This is a genomic window from Comamonas sp. F1-6, assembly GCF_039581415.1.
Lineage (GTDB): Bacteria > Pseudomonadota > Gammaproteobacteria > Burkholderiales > Burkholderiaceae_C > Comamonas > Comamonas thiooxydans.
This window is the reverse complement of sequence record NZ_JBCPWN010000005.1, coordinates 74872-93765: the sequence shown is the minus strand read 5'-3', so window position 1 is coordinate 93765 and position 18894 is coordinate 74872. Positions and strand designations below refer to the sequence as shown.

At 59.7% G+C, this 18894-nt stretch carries 13 protein-coding genes and 1 pseudogene; 4 read left to right on the top strand and 10 right to left on the bottom strand.

The window, feature by feature from the left end:
- Positions 1 to 6 precede the first annotated feature (6 nt).
- The 5 genes from glnK to AAIL66_RS07060 form a co-directional block, all read right to left on the bottom strand.
- A complete protein-coding gene (glnK, locus tag AAIL66_RS07080; protein WP_003059648.1) occupies positions 7 to 345 on the bottom strand; it encodes a P-II family nitrogen regulator in 339 nt (112 codons plus the stop codon).
- Positions 346 to 362: 17 nt separating this feature from the next.
- Complete coding sequence (locus AAIL66_RS07075) at positions 363 to 1115, bottom strand: TorF family putative porin (RefSeq protein WP_052057548.1); 753 nt, start codon at positions 1113 to 1115, stop codon at positions 363 to 365.
- Between the two features lie 374 nt (positions 1116 to 1489).
- Positions 1490 to 2818: a sulfatase-like hydrolase/transferase gene (locus AAIL66_RS07070; RefSeq protein WP_343496349.1), complete on the bottom strand. Its 1329-nt coding sequence runs from the start codon at positions 2816 to 2818 to the stop codon at positions 1490 to 1492.
- Between the two features lie 113 nt (positions 2819 to 2931).
- A complete protein-coding gene (locus AAIL66_RS07065; protein WP_343496422.1) occupies positions 2932 to 3924 on the bottom strand; it encodes a Bug family tripartite tricarboxylate transporter substrate binding protein in 993 nt (330 codons plus the stop codon).
- 140 nt (positions 3925 to 4064) lie between these two features.
- A complete protein-coding gene (locus tag AAIL66_RS07060; protein WP_034394273.1) occupies positions 4065 to 5036 on the bottom strand; it encodes a tripartite tricarboxylate transporter substrate binding protein in 972 nt (323 codons plus the stop codon).
- A 92-nt stretch (positions 5037 to 5128) separates the two neighbouring features.
- On the opposite strand from AAIL66_RS07060, the gene AAIL66_RS07055 reads away from it, so the two are divergent.
- Both AAIL66_RS07055 and AAIL66_RS07050 read left to right on the top strand, forming a co-directional pair.
- Entirely contained in the window at positions 5129 to 5680 is a 552-nt protein-coding gene (locus AAIL66_RS07055) for a MarR family transcriptional regulator (protein ID WP_343496348.1), read from the top strand.
- A gap of 84 nt (positions 5681 to 5764) precedes the next feature.
- Positions 5765 to 6649 (top strand): annotated as a pseudogene (locus tag AAIL66_RS07050) (magnesium chelatase domain-containing protein); the annotation flags it as partial.
- A gap of 362 nt (positions 6650 to 7011) precedes the next feature.
- Here the strand turns inward: AAIL66_RS07050 and cadR are convergent.
- On the bottom strand, positions 7012 to 7422 hold the full coding sequence (gene cadR / locus AAIL66_RS07045) for a Cd(II)/Pb(II)-responsive transcriptional regulator (protein ID WP_343496347.1): 411 nt from the start codon (positions 7420 to 7422) through the stop codon (positions 7012 to 7014).
- A 926-nt stretch (positions 7423 to 8348) separates the two neighbouring features.
- Between cadR and AAIL66_RS07040 the strand changes: the two genes are divergently transcribed.
- Both AAIL66_RS07040 and AAIL66_RS07035 read left to right on the top strand, forming a co-directional pair.
- On the top strand, positions 8349 to 10427 hold the full coding sequence (locus tag AAIL66_RS07040) for a heavy metal translocating P-type ATPase (protein ID WP_343496421.1): 2079 nt from the start codon (positions 8349 to 8351) through the stop codon (positions 10425 to 10427).
- 64 nt (positions 10428 to 10491) lie between these two features.
- Positions 10492 to 12453: a cytochrome c/FTR1 family iron permease gene (locus tag AAIL66_RS07035; RefSeq protein WP_343496346.1), complete on the top strand. Its 1962-nt coding sequence runs from the start codon at positions 10492 to 10494 to the stop codon at positions 12451 to 12453.
- Between the two features lie 96 nt (positions 12454 to 12549).
- On the opposite strand, the gene AAIL66_RS07030 is transcribed toward AAIL66_RS07035, so the two are convergent.
- From AAIL66_RS07030 to AAIL66_RS07015, 4 genes are read right to left on the bottom strand one after another with little or no spacing between them, the layout of a single operon-like run.
- Complete coding sequence (locus AAIL66_RS07030) at positions 12550 to 12888, bottom strand: copper-binding protein (protein WP_343496345.1); 339 nt, start codon at positions 12886 to 12888, stop codon at positions 12550 to 12552.
- Between the two features lie 50 nt (positions 12889 to 12938).
- The gene (locus tag AAIL66_RS07025; RefSeq protein ID WP_343496344.1) at positions 12939 to 16085 is read right to left on the bottom strand and encodes an efflux RND transporter permease subunit; all 3147 of its coding nucleotides are present in this window, start codon (positions 16083 to 16085) and stop codon (positions 12939 to 12941) included.
- Complete coding sequence (locus tag AAIL66_RS07020; protein ID WP_343496343.1) at positions 16082 to 17602, bottom strand: efflux RND transporter periplasmic adaptor subunit; 1521 nt, start codon at positions 17600 to 17602, stop codon at positions 16082 to 16084. Before AAIL66_RS07020 ends, AAIL66_RS07025 begins: the two co-directional genes overlap by 4 nt.
- Positions 17599 to 18831 (bottom strand): TolC family protein, encoded by a 1233-nt coding sequence (locus tag AAIL66_RS07015; protein ID WP_343496342.1) that lies wholly within the window; start codon positions 18829 to 18831, stop codon positions 17599 to 17601. Before AAIL66_RS07015 ends, AAIL66_RS07020 begins: the two co-directional genes overlap by 4 nt.
- Positions 18832 to 18894 lie beyond the last annotated feature (63 nt).

Genomic DNA, 18894 nt, shown 5'->3' with positions numbered 1-18894 from the left:
GGGCCTTTACAGGGCCGCGTCGCCGGTTTCTCCTGTACGGATACGGATCGACTGCTCCAGCGCCTGCACAAAAATCTTGCCGTCGCCGATCTTGCCGGTACGGGCTGCGCCCTCGATGGCGTCGATGGCGGCATCGACCAGATCGTCGGCAATCGCGGCCTCGATCTTCAGCTTGGGCAGAAAGTCCACCACATACTCGGCACCGCGGTACAGCTCGGTGTGGCCCTTCTGACGGCCAAAGCCCTTGACTTCGGTCACGGTGATGCCTTGAACACCGATTTGGGAAAGAGCTTCACGCACTTCGTCGAGCTTGAAGGGTTTGATGATGGCGATCACCATTTTCATGACGGGCTCCTGAAAAATTAAAAAGTCTTGGAGAGCGTCAGAATCAGACGCGCCTTGTTCACATCGCCGAAGTAGGCCTTCTTGTTGGCGCCGGTCACCGCCGCCGCGGCAGAGAAGCCGTCGCCCAGGTCATAGGCACCACCGACGCTGTAGTCCACATAGTTGGGAACGCCCAGGTCCTTGATGTCGCTGGAGAAATGGGTGTAACCAACTGATGCTTTCAGTGTCACCTTGGGCATCACTTCCTGGCTGTAGGAGAACTGCAGATAACCGGTATTGCGGCCCTTGAGACCCGAGCCTGCCTTGGCGCCGGCCCAGCCGAAGTAGTCCTTGGACACCGTGTGCGAGTACTTGGCCGTGAACGGGCCGTAGGTGCCGGAGCCATAGATCTCGGTGGTGTTGCCGTTGGCGTTGCCCGAGTACACATAGGTCAGCATGCCCACGTCCCAGTCCACATCGGCAGCCTTGAACTTGTAGCCGCCGTAGAAGTCGGTTTCCAGCGAGTTGCCGGGCAGCCAGTCCACGGAGGAGTTCCAGTTGCCGACGTAGAAGCCGCTGTCGCCGAACGTGTAGTCAAAACCGCCTTGCAGCGCGGGCTTGACGGCCCTGGTGCGGCTGGCGTCCTGATCCTGACCACGGAACTTGTAGTTGGTGGTCAGGGCAACGTTGGCGGAGAGCTGGGCATGGGCCCACATGGGGGCGACAACGGCGCAGGCCAGGGCGGCAGTCTTGGCGAAAGTCTTGAAACGGCTTGCAGCGGGACTAGGCATTCAGGGTTCCTCCGGTTTGAAAATTTCGTGGCAAAAATCTCGGATGAACTCTCAAAGCACAGACCGTGCCAGTCTCTGCGGCGGCTGCGGCACGGTTCGCTGCCCAAGGCCCTAGAACAGGCAGCGGGCCATAGCTGCCCGGTACAAAAAGCTACGAGTTTTCACAATCACTGAGCGCAACTTTCGCCACCCGGTTGGCGGCCTGAACCGAATGCACCAGGATGGTGCGTTTTTGCAATGCACCGCCATGGCCCGGTTTTTATCCGGTTTTTTGCACCAAACAGGTGATTTGAAAGTGAGTGCGTGCTCTCTGTTTGGGCACGAACGCAAAAAAGCCCATCGCCTGGGCGATGGGCTTGCAGGCAGCGCTCAGCTCAGAAGCTGGCCTGGGGCAGGTCTGCCTTGGTGAACACCAGCGAGACCTTGGCTTCCTCGGGAATCGGCGGCAGCTCCTGATTCCAGTGCTCCCAGGCGCTGCGCAGCTCGGCCAGACGCAGGGGCTCACGATCACGCAGATTGGCGCGCTCGCGCGGGTCGCTGGCGATGTTGAACAGGTATTCGATGCCCTCGATCTGCAGATATTTCCAGTCGCCCCGGATCAAGGCCTTTTGCTCGCGGTGCTTCATGCGCCAGGCCAGGTCGCGCTCGGGCATCCAGCTTTGATCCTGCATCAGGGGCAGCAGGCTGATGCCGTCCAGCGGATAGTCGGCATGCGCGTCCACGCCCGCTGCGGCCAGGAAGGTGGCCGACCAGTCCATGGTTAGGCTGGGCGTGTCGCAGACGGCGCCGGCCGTCATGCGCGCCGGCCAGCGGGCCAGCAAAGGCACGCGGATGCCGCCTTCGAGCAGGTCCATCTTCTGGCCCACGAAAGGCCAGGTATTGGAGAAGCGCTCGCCGCCGTTGTCGCTGGTGAAGACGATGAGCGTGTTCTCGCTCAGGCCTTTTTCCTCCAGCGCATCCAGCAGCCAGCCTATGCCTTCGTCCATGTGATGGATCATGCGCTGGTAGGTGTCGATGGAGCCGCCGTCGATATGCTTGCCCATGCCTTGCAGGCGCTCGGATTCGGCGCGGTCCTCGCGCGTCAGCCAGGGCCAGTGCGGGGCGCTGTAGTGCAGCGAGAGGTAGAAGGGCTGCTCGGCGCTCTGGCGCTTGACGAAGTCCACCGCGCGGCGGCTCAGCAGGTCGGTCAGGTAGCCGTCTTCGGTGTGCGGCTCCTCGTTGATCCAGAAGTCGGGGCGCCCGCGCGGGTCGCAGTGGGCGAAGTAGTCGGCGCCGCCGGCATGAAAGCCGTAGAACTCCTCGTAGCCCGACAGGCGCGGGCCGAAATGCGGCGGGTAGCCCAGATGCCATTTGCCGACCAGGGCCGTGGCGTAGCCGGCATCGCGCAGCAGCGAGGCCACCGTGGGGTGATCGGGCGGCAGACCCAGCACCTTGTCGCCATGCACGCTGGCGATGGGTTCCTCGGCCGCACCGCGCAGGCGGTACTGCCAGCGGCCCGTGGCCAGCGCAAAGCGCGTGGGCGAGCACACCGAGGAGTTGGAGTAGCCGCGTGTGAAGCGCAGGCCCTGGGCGGCCATGGCGTCCAGGCGCGGCGAGACGTCAGTGGCGTTGTTGTGCGCATCGCGCGCACCGGTGCAGCCCAGGTCGGCATAGCCGAGGTCATCGGCCAGGATGAAGATCAGATTGGGGCGGGAGTCGGTCATGAGATAGCGGAGAACATTCAAAAACAGGAGCTTCTATCGATTGTTATGCAAGGATTTTGGATAGATTTGATGCTGAAAATGTTTGGTAACAAGCGATAGCTGCTCCTCAAATATCAGGGCTTGAAGCCCGAGCGCTGAACCACCGGCGCCCATTGCGCGCGGTAGGCCTTGAGCATTTTTTCCGTGTCCTGCGCGCTGCTGACCACGGGCACCAGGTTGGAGGCGGCGAACTTCTGCTGCGTGTCGGCTTCCTTCATCACCTCCTGCACCAGTTGGGACAGGCGTTGCACCGTGGCCGGCGCCATGCTTTGCGGCGCGAACAAGGTGTTCCAGCCCGTGCCGACCAGGTTCACGCCCAGCTCCTTGAGCGTAGGAATGCCGGGTGCCATGGTGCTGCGGCGCTCGCCCGAGGTGGCCAGCACGCGCAGCTTGCCCGCTTCGTGCTGGGCGATCTGGGTGTCTAGAGTGTCCACGGCGATGGGGATCTGCCCGCCCATCAGGTCGGTGAGCAGCGGGCCCGAGCCCTTGTAGCCCACGACCTCGACGGGCACCTTGGCGGCCTCGCCCAGCATCAGCGCGAAAAAGTGCGGCAGGCTGCCCGTGGCCGGCACGCCGAAATTGGCCTGCTGCGGATTGGCCTTGAGCCAGGCCAGCAGATGCGGCAGCTCCTTCACGGGCACGGCGCTGGCGACGGCCAGGCCGAACTCGTAGCGGTTGACCTCGCTGATGGGGCGGAAGTCCTTTTCCGGCTCGTAGCCCGAGTCCGGAAACACCAGCGGCGCGACCACCATCACGGCGGGATTGGCCAGCAGCACGGCGGGCTGGGAGGCGGGCGCGTTCTTCACGTACTGGGCCGACAGGCGGCCGCCTGCGCCGGGCTTGTTTTCCACGATCACCGGGCTGCCGAGGCGGGCCTGTAGCCGGTCGGCCACGATGCGTGCCACGCGGTCGGTGGCGCCGCCGGGCGGATAACCGACCACCATGCGCAGCGGTGTCTTGTTGGGAAACAGGGCATGGCTCTCCTGGGCCTGCAGCGCGCCGCCGCCCAGCAAGCCTGCGCTCAGGCAGAGCCCCGCGGCGAGCTTGCCGAAGATTCTTCTTTGCATCGTCATGTCTCTCCTGGTCTGTGGTCCGCGCCGGTACCGGCTCGCGAATTCACACCATTAATGATTGGAAACCGGGCAGTGTAGGTGGGTTCCGGCACCGGCCTGAACCGCTCAAATGGCCGGCGCCCGGGCTTGGGGCATCAATCGGGTTTCAGGTTGATCTTGCGGGTCAGCGCTTCCCATTTGTCGGAGATCTCGCGCACCCTGGCCTGCGCCTGCTCGGGGCTGCTGCCCACCATCTCGATATCCACGGGCTTCACCCGCTCCTGCTGCTGCGGCGAGCGGATGGCGGCATCCATGGCTGCGAGAAAGCGCTTCTGGATCTCGGCAGGAACGCCCTTGGGAGCCGCCAGCAGCAGCCAGTAAGTGCCGTCGAAATCGGGGTAGCCGGACTCGGCAATCGTGGGCAATGTCGGCAGCAGCGGCGAGCGCGTGCGCCCCGAGGTGGCCAGGGCGGTGACGCGACCGCTCTGTATCTGTGGCAGCACCGTGGGTGCCGCCAGGAAGCCGCAGTTCACCTGGCCGCCCATGAGGTCCTGCATGGCAGGTGCCGGCCCCTTGTAGGGCACATGCACCATTTTCACGCCGGTGCTGGACAGCAGCGACTCCATGACCAGATGACCGGGCGAGCCCGCGCCGCCGGTGGCATAGGTCAACTCGCGCGACTTGGCGGCCTCCAGCATGTCCTTGACGGACTTGAAGCCGAGGCCGGGGTTGCAGATCAGGGTCTGCGAGAACCTGGCGGCGGCGTTGAGCACCACGATGGCATCGCTGGAATAGCCGATGTTCTTGTAGATATGCTTGTTGACGGTGAGCACCGGGTCCATGGCCCACAGCCAGGTGTAGCCGTCGGCCGGGGCGCGGGCGACCTCGGCCGCACCGATATTGCCATTGGCACCGGCCCGGTTTTCCACGATCACGGCTTGACCTAGCGCCTTTTGCACGGCCGCCGCCAGCGGGCGCACGGCGATGTCGGAAGGGCCGGCGGGCGGCGTGGGAACGATGATGCGTATGGGCTTGGCGGGCCAGTTGTCGGCAGCATGGGATGCCGTCAGAAGCGCGGCGGCCGCCAGCCCGGCCAGAGTGCGGCGGGCGATACGGGTGCAAGGCATGGTGTCTCCTGTCGTTTTCTTTGGAGCCACTGTAAGCAGTGACTCGATAATGGATCTAATCCATCATTCCTAGAGAAAACCCACAAAGACCCATGACCAAGGCGCAGCGCCACCCCTGGCGGCAGCCGTCCGAGCTGGACGATCTGTTCCTCTACCATCTGGCCCGCCTGATGAGCTCGGCCGGGACCATGGTGGTGCGCCTGTGCGAGGGCGGCTTCGGCATCACCCGGCGCGAGTGGCGCATGATCGGGCTGCTGGCCACCAAGGGTGCCATGCAGCCCTCCAGGCTCGCGGAGCTGGCGCAGCTTGATCGCACGCGCACCTCGCGCACCATCTCCACGCTGATTGCCAAGGGGCTGCTGCACAAGCAGGGCATGGCCGGCGACGGGCGCCAGGCCATGGTGCAGCTGACGGACGCCGGGCTGGCGCTGCACACCCAGCTGTTTCCGCAGATACAGGCGATCAACCAGGAGCTGCTCGGCGACGTCAGCGATGCCGAGCTTGAGGTGCTGTCGCAGGTGTTCGAGCGTGTGCGCACCCGGGCGGCGCTCATGCAGGAGCAGGGCAGCTTTCCCAAGGCCGAGCGCCGCCGTGGCCGGGCTGCGGGCAGGCAGCCTGCCCGTGACGACGACGCTGCCGGCTGACGGCCTGTGCACACCCCTATTGCCTGTTTGAGCCGCTGGCGCATACGCTAGGCCCTACAGTTCGGCTTGAAGGGGAGGGGCGTGATGGGTCTGGCACTGGTTCAAAGTCGTGCCCTGCTGGGCTTGCAGGCACCGGCTGTCACGGTGGAGGTCCATCTGGCCAACGGACTGCCTTCGTTCACCCTGGTGGGTCTGGCGGATGTGGAGGTCAAGGAGGCCCGCGAGCGCGTGCGCGCAGCCATCGTCAATGCGGGGCTGGAGTTCCCGAACAACAAGCGCATCACGGTCAACCTGGCTCCGGCAGACCTGCCCAAGGACTCAGGCCGCTTTGACCTGCCGATAGCGCTGGGCATTCTGGCGGCCAGCGGGCAGATCGATGCGCAGCGGCTCGCCGATTATGAGTTTGCAGGAGAGCTGTCGCTGACCGGTGCCCTGCGCCCGGTACGCGGCGCCCTGGCTACTGCGCTGGCCCTGCAGCGTCAGCAACAGCGTGTGCGGCTGGTGCTGCCGCCAGACAGTGCGCTGGAGGCCGCCTTTGTGCCGGCCATCGAAGTCTTCGGCGCCGCGCATCTGCTGGATGTGGTCAGGCAGCTCATCGCGCATGACGCCACCCTGTCGGAGCAGGGCGATGGCGTGGAGGGCTGGCAGCGGGTGCACTCCAGACCTGCCGAAGCCTCTTTGCCGTCGCTGGATCTGCGCGAGGTGCGCGGCCAGATGCAGGCCAAGCGCGCGCTTGAAATTGCAGCTGCCGGCGCACATGGTGTGCTGATGATCGGCCCTCCGGGCTCGGGGAAATCCATGCTGGCCCAGCGCTTTGCGGGTTTGCTGCCGGGCATGACCGATGAAGAGGCGCTCGAAGCCGCCGCCATTGCCAGCCTCAGCGGTCGTTTCACGCCGCAGCTGTGGCGCCAGCGGCCATTTGCCGCTCCTCATCACACGGCCAGCTCCATCGCGCTGGTTGGCGGCGGCTGTGAATTACAGCAATTGAATTAACTACACACTGAAATGCTTAACCAGCGAGCTAGCTAAAGGCCGTTACTCAGTGGAAATTAACTCGTAAAACTCACAAAAAAGTTGAACAAGTCGAGCGAGCTGTGTATTCCTGTTGAATTCACCGCCTGTCCCAGTTAAAGCATTCCAGTTTGCTGACCGTGACTGACTGTGTTCGGCCATGTCCAGTCTTCGATGATCTGCCAGAGAGCCGTCCATTAGCAGTCGTAGATGCAACACACTAACTACCGCTTAGGCGGCAGGAGTGTTGCAATCTTGTGTGTAGCTGTACGGCGCAAGCGTCTCCGATCTCCACGTCCGTCAAGCCTTTGCTATCACAGTCATCCGGGAAGAATCTGAAGGCGCTCATTTAGGCCGGCAAGGATTCCGCAATGTTGAGCGGTTCGCTCCTCACCACAGCGTTTGCGTAAATCTTGGAGTTGATTTTGTAGAAGATGCAGCTCCTTAATTCGTTCATCGACTTGGCTGATATGCGAATCCAATAAGGCGTTCACATCTCCGCAAGCTGCACCGGGGTCGTCTCGAAACCGAAGTAGTACACGCACCTCGTCGAGAGACATGTCTAGGCTGCGGCAATGGCGAATCATTTGAAGTCGCTCCAGATGCGAAGATTCGTAGATCCGAAAGTTCCCTTGGGTCCGAGCAGGTGCAGGCAACAATCCTTCGCGCTCATAAAAGCGAATGGTTTCTACCGGCGTGGACGAGGAAACGGAAAGCTCGCCAATTTTCATCGAGTGCTCGCAAAGTGAATGCTTGGAAATTTTAAGGTTTTTGGGCTTGACTCTGTAGTAGGTGCAGGTTTTCTAATGATGTCATGAGTACCACTCCTACATGCCTAACACCTTCGACAACCGCTTCACACGAGCCTGCTACCTGCTCGGGCGGTTGCTCATCAAGTTGTATCGACGACCAGTCAATCGAGCAGTCCAGCGTTCCAGAGGCAAAGGCAGTGCCATTTCTGAGTTTGCGCATCCCCTCCATGGATTGCCCCAACGAAGAACGCCCAATTCGGAACGCCGTAGAGCGAATCGCTGGTGTCACCGGGATGCGCTTTGATTTGGCTCAGCGCACCCTGTCTGTGGATGCCTCTAGCGCTTCTTGGCCGGTGGTAATTGAGGCGATCAGAGGGTTGGGCTTTCAGGTCGAGCCCTTAGCCCCGCTGTCCAAACAAGATGCCTGCAAAACGGATATCTCAACTGGAAGCACACACTGTGGAGATTCCACTTGCAGTAGCGCTGCATGTGAAGTGACGTCTCCCATTGCTGCGCAGCCGAATGCTGATGTGAGTCCGAAGGAATTGCGACTGCACATTCCATCAATGGACTGCCCTAACGAGGAGCGACCTATTCGAGCCGCAGTGGAGCAGGTTGTCGGCGTGTCGGGAATGCGTTTCGATTTGGCACAGCGCAAGCTGTTCGTAGATGCCACCCAGACATCCTGGCCTTCGGTGATCGAAGCGATCAATCGACTAGGGTTTGAAGCTCAGCCAGAAACACCGAATTCTCAGTTGCAAGCTGACTTAGTTGCACGCGTATCCAATAGCTCGTGTGGCGGCACAAGCTGCGGAGGCTCGGGATGTGAAACACCCCTTACGCTCCCGGTCTCAACCGCAAAGGTTGATGCAATCGAAGGCGGATTACTTCTGAGAGTACCCGCGATGGACTGCCCTACAGAAGAAGGGCAGATCCGTCGTGCACTCGAAGGCATTTCGGGAGTGCGGAGACTGCAGTTCAATCTACCAGCACGCATGTTGTCCGTAGACGCCCCTGAATCGGCCAAAGACTCGATCATCCAAGAGCTGTTGAACGCTGGATTCAAGTCTGAAGTGCTTAGTGCTCCCTTGTCGGCAGAGCAAACGGCTCAAGCTCAACGCACTGAATTGAATCGCCTGATCGCAGCATTGGTAGTTGCAATACTCGCAGAAGGCGTCCACTTTTTTGCGCCGGACAGCCTGCCGTGGAAGGGGCTTGGTATGGGCGTGGCGGCGATTGCCATTGCACTATCTGGACTTTCTGTTTTCAAGAAAGGGCTTGGTGCGCTATTGCGGTGGCAGTTAAATATCAATGCGCTGATGAGCGTCGCAGTGATTGGCGCATTTCTCATCGGACAGTGGCCCGAGGCCGCGATGGTCATGGCGCTGTATTCGTTGGCCGAACTGATTGAGGCTCGGTCAGTAGATCGAGCGCGCAACGCCATCGCCGGCTTGCTGGCATTGTCGCCGTCACAGGCGGAGATTCAGCAGCCGGATGGCTCTTGGAGCGCCTTGGACGCGAAACTGGTGCCAGTTGGATCATTGGCGCGCGTAAAACCAGGTGAACGGTTTGCTTTGGATGGACTTGTCATTGCAGGCAACAGTGCGGTAGATCAATCTCCTGTCACAGGGGAAAGCGTTCCCGTGGACAAAAGTCCAGGCGATGATGTCTATGCTGGCACTATCAACCAAAGTGGCTCGCTGGAATTTCGTATCACTAGACCGGCAAGCGACACTGTGTTGGCGCGGATCATTCATGCGGTCGAAGAGGCACAGAGCCAACGCGCCCCAACACAACGGTTCGTGGATAAGTTTGCTGCAGTCTACACGCCAGCAGTCTTCGTAATGGCTCTAGCGGTCGCTGTTGGAACGCCCTTGTTTTTGGGGTGGGAGTGGATGACAGCAATCTACAAGGCACTGGTCCTTCTGGTAATCGCCTGCCCATGCGCCTTGGTCATTTCCACCCCAGTAACTGTTGTCAGTGGACTCGCCGCAGCTGCTCGTCGAGGCATCCTCATCAAGGGAGGAGCGTACTTGGAACAGGCTCGTCAGCTGTCTATGCTCGGACTAGATAAGACGGGAACTCTTACAGAGGGGCGTCCCAAGCTTGTGTTTAGCAAAGTGCTATCCACTGTCAGCAGCGAATCCGATGTTCTGAGCTGGGCTAGGAGCCTAGCGGAGCGCTCTGACCATCCCGTGTCTAAGGCCGTTGTTAACGGTTTGGCAAATGATGCGATAGAGGTTCAGAACTTCGGTGCGGAACTGGGCAAAGGAGTTCACGGGAGCATTGGTGGCGTGAATTACGTGCTGGGCAATCATCGCTGGATTCACGAACGCGGTCAGTGTTCATCTGAACTTGAAGCGGCCCTGCGAGAACAAGAGTTGCAAGGTCGTACACTTTCGTTGTTTGCCAATGACAGTGAAGTACTCGCAGTATTTGCGGTTGCTGATACCACCAAGGAATCCAGTCGGCAAGCCATTGCTGAATTGAAGGCCTTGGGTGTACAGACGGTCATGCTGACCGGCGATAACGAAGCCACAGCAGCAGCGATTGGACGAGAGGTTGGTATCAATGAAGTGCGTGCCAATCTGTTGCCGCAGGACAAACAGTCCTGGGTCGCGCAGATGGCTGAAGGTCACGTCGTCGGTATGGTTGGCGATGGCGTGAACGACAGTCCTTCGCTCGCGGCTGCCTCGATTGGATTTTCCATGGGGGCCGCTGGTACAGATACGGCTAAGGAAGCTGCCGATGTTCTGATCATGAACGACGATCTGCGCAAGGTGGCTGAAACCATTCGTCTTTCCAAACGAACCCATGCAATCCTTTGGCAAAACATCACCATTGCCCTTGGTATCAAAGCCGTATTCTTTGTTTCTGCAGTCTTTGGCAACGCCTCGATGTGGATGGCTGTCTTTGCAGATATGGGGGCTAGCTTGTTGGTGGTTTTCAATGGCCTTCGCCTTCTTAAAGCCTCCCGCGTTTAACTCGCGTTGTTCAACGCAATTTTTCGGCCCGCAAGACGGGCCTGCTTTTCGCTCAGGAACAAAAATGAGTCGTACTTACGTGGCATACCCAGCCACCTCTCACGTTGCACGAAAGGTTCTTGCAACTTGCCTATTGCTTCTCGCAGTGAGCTGGGCTGCAGTTGCCAGTGCTTCTGAAGCTGACGTGCGTCGTGTGTGGCAGATACTTGACTATCTCGCGGTGGACTATGGCGGTGCTGTGCAGGATGGAAAGGTGATCGCACCATCTGAGTATGACGAAATGCAGGAGTTTGCACAGACAGCTCGCAACAAGATCAGTTCTCTGGAGGAAAAGCCGGAGCGCCAGACGCTACTGAAAGAGAGCGAAGCTCTACAGGCTGCAATTGCGACCAAGTCAGATCCTGCTACTGTGGGGAGCCTGGCAAAGGGCCTGGCCAATCACTTGATTGCCGTATATCCAGTCCCACTGGCCCCGACCTCAGTTCCGAATCTCCAATTGGGTGCTTCCGTGTATGCGGCCAACTGTGCGGCTTGTCATGGTGTATCAGGAAATGGGGACGGAGTTTTAGCCAAGCAGCTTGACCCCAAACCCATTGCGTTCACGGACCATGACCGTGCCCGTCAGCGCAGTGTTTTCGCGCTCTACCAGGCGGTGAGTCAGGGAATCGCAGGTACAGCAATGCCCGCATTTGCACAGCTTTCAGAGGAGGACCGTTGGTCTGTGGCTATGTTCCTAGGAACTTTCGCTCATGATGATCACCAACGCCAACAAGGGCAGCTACTTTGGAAGGAGTCAGAGAAGATCCGGACTGAGGTCGCAGGCATGGATCATTTTGTTCGTCTAACTGAGGCAGAGTTGGCGGACTCTCTGGGAGAGGACCAGGCCAAGGCCACTGTAGCTTTTCTTCAGGCTCATCCGGACTCGCTTTCTGCTCCGCGTGCAAAGAGCCTGACGCTTGCCCGTGAACGACTGAATCAGAGTGTTGCTGCCTTCAAGGACGGCAAACCAAAGGAGGCAGCCGAGTTTGCTTTGTCTTCCTATTTAGATGGAGTCGAGCCCTTCGAACAAGCTCTGGCAACAAGAGACGGAACACTGAAGACCCGCATTGAAGTGGCCATGGGTCAGTATCGCTCGTTGATTGCCTCGAAGGCTTCGGCTCAAGAGATTGAAACGGCAGCTATCGGTATTCAGGATCTATTTAATGCGGCGGATCAGGTTCTCACTGAATCTAGCACTGACGCGACCGCGGCATTCTTCGGCAGCTTGACTATCCTACTTCGTGAGGGCCTCGAAGCGCTTTTAGTCGTTGTCGCAATGATCGCCTTTCTGCGCCAGGCAAAGCGCCCTGATGTTCTGCCTTATGTACACGCTGGCTGGCTCGGAGCATTGGCTGCAGGTGGTGTCACCTGGGCTATTGCGACGTATGCAGTTTCGATCAGCGGTGCCAATCGTGAGGTCACCGAAGGGCTTTCCAGCCTGTTTGCAGCGGCAGTGCTTTTGAGTGTGGGTATCTGGATGCACCAAAAGAGCGTCGCTGGTCAGTGGCAGGCGTATCTGCGAGAGCGCATGTCTGCTGCACTGAATCGCCGTTCGGCCTTCTTTATGTTTGGTCTGGCATTCGTCGCCGTGTACCGTGAAGTATTCGAGACCATCTTGTTCTTCGCCGCAATGTGGGGCCAAGGAAATGATGGAGCAATCCTTGCAGGCCTTGGGGTGGGCGTGCTGTGTCTTGCGCTGATAACGGTTCTGCTGCTGCGATACAGCGCCAAGCTGCCAATCGGTAAATTCTTCTCTATAAGTTCTTGGCTGGTCGCAGTTTTGGCGGTGGTGTTAACCGGGAAGGGAATTGCCGCGTTGCAGGAAGCAGGATGGATTGCTCCCAGTGCTTTGCCAGCACCTCGTTTGGAAGTGTTAGGCATTTTCCCTTCAGTGATCGGGCTTGTCGCGCAGGGCCTGGTTCTTCTGTTCGTGCTGGCCTTCTTTTTCCGAAATGCTCAACGGAAGCCGGAAAATATAGAGCAATGACGGATGGCAGACCTGATGCACAGCTATCAGGGCTTGCGGTTTAAACGAGGCTTTTCAACAAAGGGACTGCCATGTAAATGGCAGTCCCTTTTTCTATCAATGGTTCGGTTTCAGTTCCGTGACCATAGCCTTGCCATTGATCGCCTCTGCTTGGAACTTCACTTTATCGCCAACCTTTATGCCGTCGAGCATCTTCTTATCGGATACCTCGAAGCCCATGGTCATGGCCGGCATAGCCAGGTTCGGAATATCTCCGTGACGCAAGACGATGAGATTCTTTTGAGCGTCGATTTTGCGAACCTCGCCATCAACGAGGGGCATGCTGGCCGAAGTCGATCCGGCTGCAGGCTTAATCGGCATTTTCATGTCCTGCGCATGAGTTGTTGTGAACGCTGCTAACGCGACGGCTGCGGCAAGGATGTGGGCTGTTTTCATGGTTCTATCTTCCAAGGTGTAATGGTTAGGAGGCCTTGATTGCAGATGCTTCAAGGTTTGAGGGGGGGGCGCTCTGCGGTTGGACGCTTGCGATGGATCAAGTACCAGGCAGCAGGGATGACCAGCATGCTTAGGAGCGGGGCCGTGACCATGCCGCCGACCATCGGAGCAGCGATGCGGGTCATGACTTCTGAGCCCGTGCCGTGTCCGACCAGAATGGGAAGCAGACCCGCCATGACTACAGCCACGGTCATGGCCTTTGGCCGCACGCGCATGACGGCTCCCTCTCGAATGGCAGCCAGCAACGTTTCTTCATTGTCCGGCTCGCCTGAGGCTAGATGCTGTCTCCAGGCGTTCTGCAGGTAGACCAGCATCACGACGCCAAACTCGGCGGCAACGCCGGCTAGGGCAATGAACCCCACGGCAGAGGCCACCGACACCGCGTGACCGAGCGCCCAGATGAACCAGAACCCACCGACCAGCGAGAATGGAACCGCTGCCATGACCAATGCGGCATCGCCTGCACTGCGAAACAGGACGTAGAGCAGCATGAAGATGACGGCCAGAGTGAGTGGTACGACGACTTTCAGGCGTTCCGTAGCCCGCTCCAAATACTCGAACTGGCCAGACCACGACAGGGCATAGCCGGCAGGCATGGCCACCTGCTTGGCAACAATGGCTTGCATGTCATGGACTACGGAGCGCAAGTCCCGGCCACGTACATCGACATAGACCCAGCCCGAGAGCCGTGCGTTTTCACTGCGGATCATGGGTGGGCCTTCTGCGATGACGATCTTGGCGACGTCCTGCAGGAGCACGGTGGCACCCTTGTCTGTCACGAAAGGCAGCTTGCGCAGGCGTTCCAGCGAATCGCGGATTTCGCGCGGGTAGCGGACGTTCACTGGATAACGCTCTCGACCCTGAATGACTTCTCCGACATTCTCGCCACCGATGGCGGTGGCTATGACCGCCTGCACGTCGGCCACAGAAAGTCCGAACCGTGCAGCGGCTTGTCGGTCTACATCCACGTCAATGTACCGGCCCCCAGTCAAGCGTTCGGCCAATGCGGAAGAAACACCAGGCACTCCGCGCACGGCGGATTCAATCTGTGCCGCGAGCTTGTCGATGGTGGCGAGGTCTGGTCCGGCGACCTTAATACCCACGGGGCTCTTGATGCCGGTGGCCAGCATGTCGATGCGGTTGCGGATGGGCGGCACCCATACGTTAGACAGGCCCGGCACCTTGACCACCCGGTCGAGTTCCTCGACCAGTTTCTCTGGCGTCATGCCAGGGCGCCATTGCTCGCGCGATTTGAACTGGATGGTGGTCTCGAACATTTCCAATGGCGCTGGATCGGTGGCGGTATCGGCCCGTCCCGCCTTGCCGAACACACGCTTAACCTCGGGCACTGTTTTGATAAGCCGGTCTGTCTGTTGCAACAACTCTGCGGCCTTTGAGACCGAAATACCAGGCAACGCCGAGGGCATGTACAGCAGATCGCCTTCGTCCAGCGGCGGCATGAACTCACCGCCCAGCCGCATGACCGGAATTGCGGTGATAGCCAGGGCCAATGCCGCTGCCAGCAGCGTTGCTTTAGGGAAGCGCAAGACTAGTTCGAGAGCCGGTCGGTAAAGAGCAATCAGGCCGCGATTGATCGGGTTCGCAGTTTCCTTAGGTATGCGTCCGCGAATGAGGTATCCCATCAGCACCGGAACCAGCGTTATCGAGAGGCCGGCAGCAGCAGCCATTGCGTAGGTCTTGGTGAAAGCCAGTGGTGAGAACAGCCGTCCTTCCTGGGCCTCTAGGGTGAACACGGGCAGGAACGACAACGTGATGACCAGCAACGAGAAGAACAGCGCAGGGCCGACTTCCACGGCTGATTGCGCGATCAGTTCCCAGCGCTCGGCCACGGACGGTGGGCGTCCATGTCGTTCTTCAAAGTGCTCTAGATGCTTGTGCGCAGCTTCGACTAGGACCACCGAGGCATCGACCATAGCCCCTAGAGCAATGGCCACACCGCCCAACGAGAGAATGTTCGCGCTCACGCCTTGCCAGTGCATCACGCCAAAAGCCGCTAGCACCCCAATAGGCAGGGTTACAACAGCCACCAGCGCGGAGCGCAGGTGGAATAGGAAGATGGCACAGACGACGGCGACGACGGCGAACTCCTCCAGGAGCTTGACACGCAGGTTGTCGACTGCACGATCAATGAGCTTGGAGCGGTCATAAGTTTCCACCACCTCCACACCTTTGGGCAGGCTGGGTTTGAGCGCCTCCAGCTTGGCTTTGACAGCCTCAATGGTGGCACGGGCATTCTTGCCGGAGCGCATGACCACCACTCCCCCCGTGACTTCACCCTCACCATCTAGTTCGGCGATGCCCCGGCGCATTTCTGGGCCGATCTGGACGGTGGCCACGTCTCTCAGCAGCACAGGTGTCGCTCCGCTGAGGGTGAGCGGGATGGTACGGAAGTCCTCCAGTGATTGAAGGAAACCGCGCGAGCGCACCATGTACTCAGTCTCGGCCATTTCCACTACCGAGCCTCCCGACGACTGATTGGCCTTCTGCAGGGCCTGCACGACCATGGACTGTGTAACGCCGAGCACTCGCATCCGGTCCGGGTCGAGCACCACCTGGTATTGACGGACCATGCCGCCGATGCTGGCGACTTCTGCCACATCCGGAACGGTTTTCAGCTCGAATTTAAGAAACCAGTCGTTGAGGGCTCTCAGCTGTCCAATATCGTTATGGCCGCTGCGGTCGACCAGCGCGTACTCGTAGACCCAGCCCACACCTGTGGCATCCGGGCCTAGCGCGGCGGTCGCGCCTACCGGCAAGCGGCTTTGCACCTGGTTCAGATACTCCACCACCCGTGACCGTGCCCAGTACGGATCGGTCTTGTCGTCGAACAGGATGTAGACGAAGGAATCGCCAAAGAACGAATAGCCTCGGACGGTTTTAGCCCCAGGTACGCTCAACATGGTCGTGGTCAGCGGGTAGGTCACGAGGTCTTCCACCACCTGAGGTGGTTTTCCTGGATAGGTGGTGCGGACGATTACCTGCACGTCGCTCAGGTCTGGCAGTGCATCGACTGGAGTGCGAGATGCCGACCAGATGCCTGCCGCCACAAGGAACGCTGTGACGACCAACACCAAAAAGCGGTTGGCGATGGACCAACGGATAAGGGTAGCAATCACTTGGCGCCTCCGGTGGTTCCTGCGTCGCTGCCGCTTTTCTTCACGGAGACGACTTCCCAATCTAGGGGCCCGCCTTTTCGGAACTCGAAGCGCACCAGATCTCCTGGCTTCAAACCCGTGAGCGTTATCGAGTCGACCTTGCCAAAGCTCATTGTCATGGCGGGCCACTTGAGTTTGGGTACGGGACCATGCGAGATCGTGATCCCGTCGTCATCGATGCTTTCCACCTTGCCCTCGGCGCGGTAGATGCCCGAGGCTTCGGTGGCCGTAGCAGGCACAGGTTGGGGTTGGCCGGCTTCCATGGCTCCCAGAGCTGACTTGAGCCGCGCTTCGGAGTCCACCAGGAATTGGCCGCTGGTAATTACTTCCTCGCCTTCGCGCAAGCCTTGCAGCACCTCCAATTGATCACCCAAGTCCTCGCCTAGTTTGATTTCCCGAGGCTCGAAATTGCCAGACTCCTTGCGGACGATGACCAATGCACGGGTGCCGGTACGGATGACGGCTTCGGCAGGCAGGACCAGGCGCGAGGCTGGAACGTCGCCGACCTGCAGGCGCAGCAGCAATCCGGGGATCAGTTTGCCGCTGCGGTTATCGACCTCGAATCGCGCTTGCAGGGTGCGCGTGCTGGCGTTGACCTGTGGCAGGATTTCCTTCAACTCGCCTTCGAAGGTTTGGGATGCATCGGCTTGCAGAACGGCCTTGACCCTTTGGCCACGCGTCAGGCGTACGGCTTGTGCCTCCGGCACTTCTGCCACGGCCCAGACCTTCTCCAGGCCGGAGATGCGGAATAACGTCAGGCCAGGCGACACCTGGGCTCCTTCCCGAACACCGAGTTCCGTCACCACTCCATTTACTGGAGCCTGCAAGGTGTAGCGAGCCTGGGCGACCCCGGTTTCCTCAGTCTTGCGGACCAGTTCGGCGGGGATGGACATGGCGCGCATGCGCTCACGGGTGGCCGTAATGATGTCCTGGGGCACATCTGAACGCTTGAGTGCGAGCAGCTCGTTCTGCGGCCCTAGCCACTCTGGCGCAAAAATGGTGGCCAGCGCCTGACCTTTGTGAATTTGCTCCATGGGAGCACGCACTGCTAGATGCTCGACATAGCCGGCAACACGGGTCTGAACGGCGACGCTCAGACGCTCATCGAACTGCACCGTTCCAACGGCGTCGAACGACGCGCCGATGTCGGCTCGCTTGACCGTCGCGGTCCGAATGCCAAGGTTCTGCTGCACCGTAGAACTGACTTTGACGCCCGTGTCATTGGCCTCGTCCGCATAGACGGGCACCAGTTGCATGTCCATGAATGGCGACTTGCCTGGCTTGTCAAAGCGAGGTCCCGGCACCATGGGGTCATGCCAGTAAAGGATCTTGCGCTCGCCTGCGGGAGCCTTGGATTCCGAGGCGACTACGGCCTGGGGAGCAGCGCCTTGGGAGGTCAAGCGGCCAATAAAGAAGCCACCGGTTGCCAGCAGCACGCCTGCCGTAACCAATGGAGTGACCAGTGCTGTGCGCTTCATTGGGCACCTCCATGAGCGATGGGTTTGAGGTTCAGTTGGGCCTGTGTACGTAACAAATCACGCTGCAATGCGAGGAGTTTTCTCTGAGCCTCGACCTCGGCATGTCGTGCCTCAAACACGGCGGTCAGGGCCAGTTGGTTGGAGCGGTAGGCAGCCAGAGCGGCGGAAGTACGCTGTCTGGCTGGGGTCACTACGGAGCCTTGGTATCTCTCGATACGCTGCTGCAGGCGCGTGGCGTCGCTAGTCAAGGTGCGGTAATCGGCCATGGCTGCGCGCATTCCCTCCGTCAAGTCAGCCTCTGCTTTGTCCACCATGGACAGCTTGGCCGAGGTTTCGCGGTCTTGGCGCTGGCTTGGTGCGATTTGGAGCGGGATGCTGACGCCGACTGAAACCAAATCGGAATAGCCAGTGCGCTGGCCGTAGGACACTTCCCAGGTCCAGTTGGGAGAGCGCTCCTTGGCTGCGACGTTTGCACTCTGGCGAGCAATTTCGACGTCGCTTTTTAAGCCTGCGACGGCTGGATATCTCGCCACGTAGTCCCATTCCTCGGGAGCAGGGAAGGCAGGTGGCTTGTTGAGGGCATCGGGAAGAATGCCGATCCAGCGTTGCAGACTGACCATGGCTGCAGACTGTTGTTGGCGAACCTCTTCGCTTTCATCCTCTGCAATCCCTTTGGCGGATAGGAGCTGCAACGCTTCTGCGCTGTTGCCTGTGGCAGCTGCTATGCGGCTTTTTGCCGCATTCAGCTCCTCGTGCAAGTGATGCTCGGTTTGTGTGGTTAGCTTGAGTGCTTCAGTGGCGAACCAAGCATCGACATACGCCATGCTGACCTGCAGGCGAGCCTCGGCTTCGGCAATGTCTTTTTGTACGGCATCGCGGTCGGCCCGTGCACGAGCCGCACCTTCGCGTGCGGCTCGTTTATCGGCGGAGAGCCACTCTTGGCTGATACCGATGCGCTTCATCGTCATGGACTCACGGGTACCGCTGAAGCGGTCTGAGCCGGTAACCGGCAAATTGTCGATGCCGGCCCGCAGCATGGGATCTGGCAACTGACCCGCAGCCTGTATGGAATGGACAGAGCCTTGCATCGCCGCCTGGGCTGCGCGGGCTGCTTCGGAGCGTTGGACGGCCAAGCTTATTGCCTGGTCGAATGAAATCGATTCTGCAGCAGCAACGGCCGGCAGAAAGACGGCAGCCAAGGAGGCTGCTCGCAAAAAAATAGGGGACATGGAAACTCCGTGGACGAACGAGGGCATTGCCGGCGTATGGACAAGCCACGCCAGCACCAGTCA

Coding starts and splice junctions, on each gene's coding strand:
- glnK (WP_003059648.1), bottom strand. CDS start 345: ATGAAAATGGTGATCGCCATCATCAAACCCTTCAAGCTCGACGAAGTG.
- AAIL66_RS07075 (WP_052057548.1), bottom strand. CDS start 1,115: ATGCCTAGTCCCGCTGCAAGCCGTTTCAAGACTTTCGCCAAGACTGCC.
- AAIL66_RS07070 (WP_343496349.1), bottom strand. CDS start 2,818: ATGACCGACTCCCGCCCCAATCTGATCTTCATCCTGGCCGATGACCTC.
- AAIL66_RS07065 (WP_343496422.1), bottom strand. CDS start 3,924: ATGCAAAGAAGAATCTTCGGCAAGCTCGCCGCGGGGCTCTGCCTGAGC.
- AAIL66_RS07060 (WP_034394273.1), bottom strand. CDS start 5,036: ATGCCTTGCACCCGTATCGCCCGCCGCACTCTGGCCGGGCTGGCGGCC.
- AAIL66_RS07055 (WP_343496348.1), top strand. CDS start 5,129: ATGACCAAGGCGCAGCGCCACCCCTGGCGGCAGCCGTCCGAGCTGGAC.
- cadR (WP_343496347.1), bottom strand. CDS start 7,422: ATGAAAATTGGCGAGCTTTCCGTTTCCTCGTCCACGCCGGTAGAAACC.
- AAIL66_RS07040 (WP_343496421.1), top strand. CDS start 8,349: ATGGACTGCCCTACAGAAGAAGGGCAGATCCGTCGTGCACTCGAAGGC.
- AAIL66_RS07035 (WP_343496346.1), top strand. CDS start 10,492: ATGAGTCGTACTTACGTGGCATACCCAGCCACCTCTCACGTTGCACGA.
- AAIL66_RS07030 (WP_343496345.1), bottom strand. CDS start 12,888: ATGAAAACAGCCCACATCCTTGCCGCAGCCGTCGCGTTAGCAGCGTTC.
- AAIL66_RS07020 (WP_343496343.1), bottom strand. CDS start 17,602: ATGAAGCGCACAGCACTGGTCACTCCATTGGTTACGGCAGGCGTGCTG.
- AAIL66_RS07015 (WP_343496342.1), bottom strand. CDS start 18,831: ATGTCCCCTATTTTTTTGCGAGCAGCCTCCTTGGCTGCCGTCTTTCTG.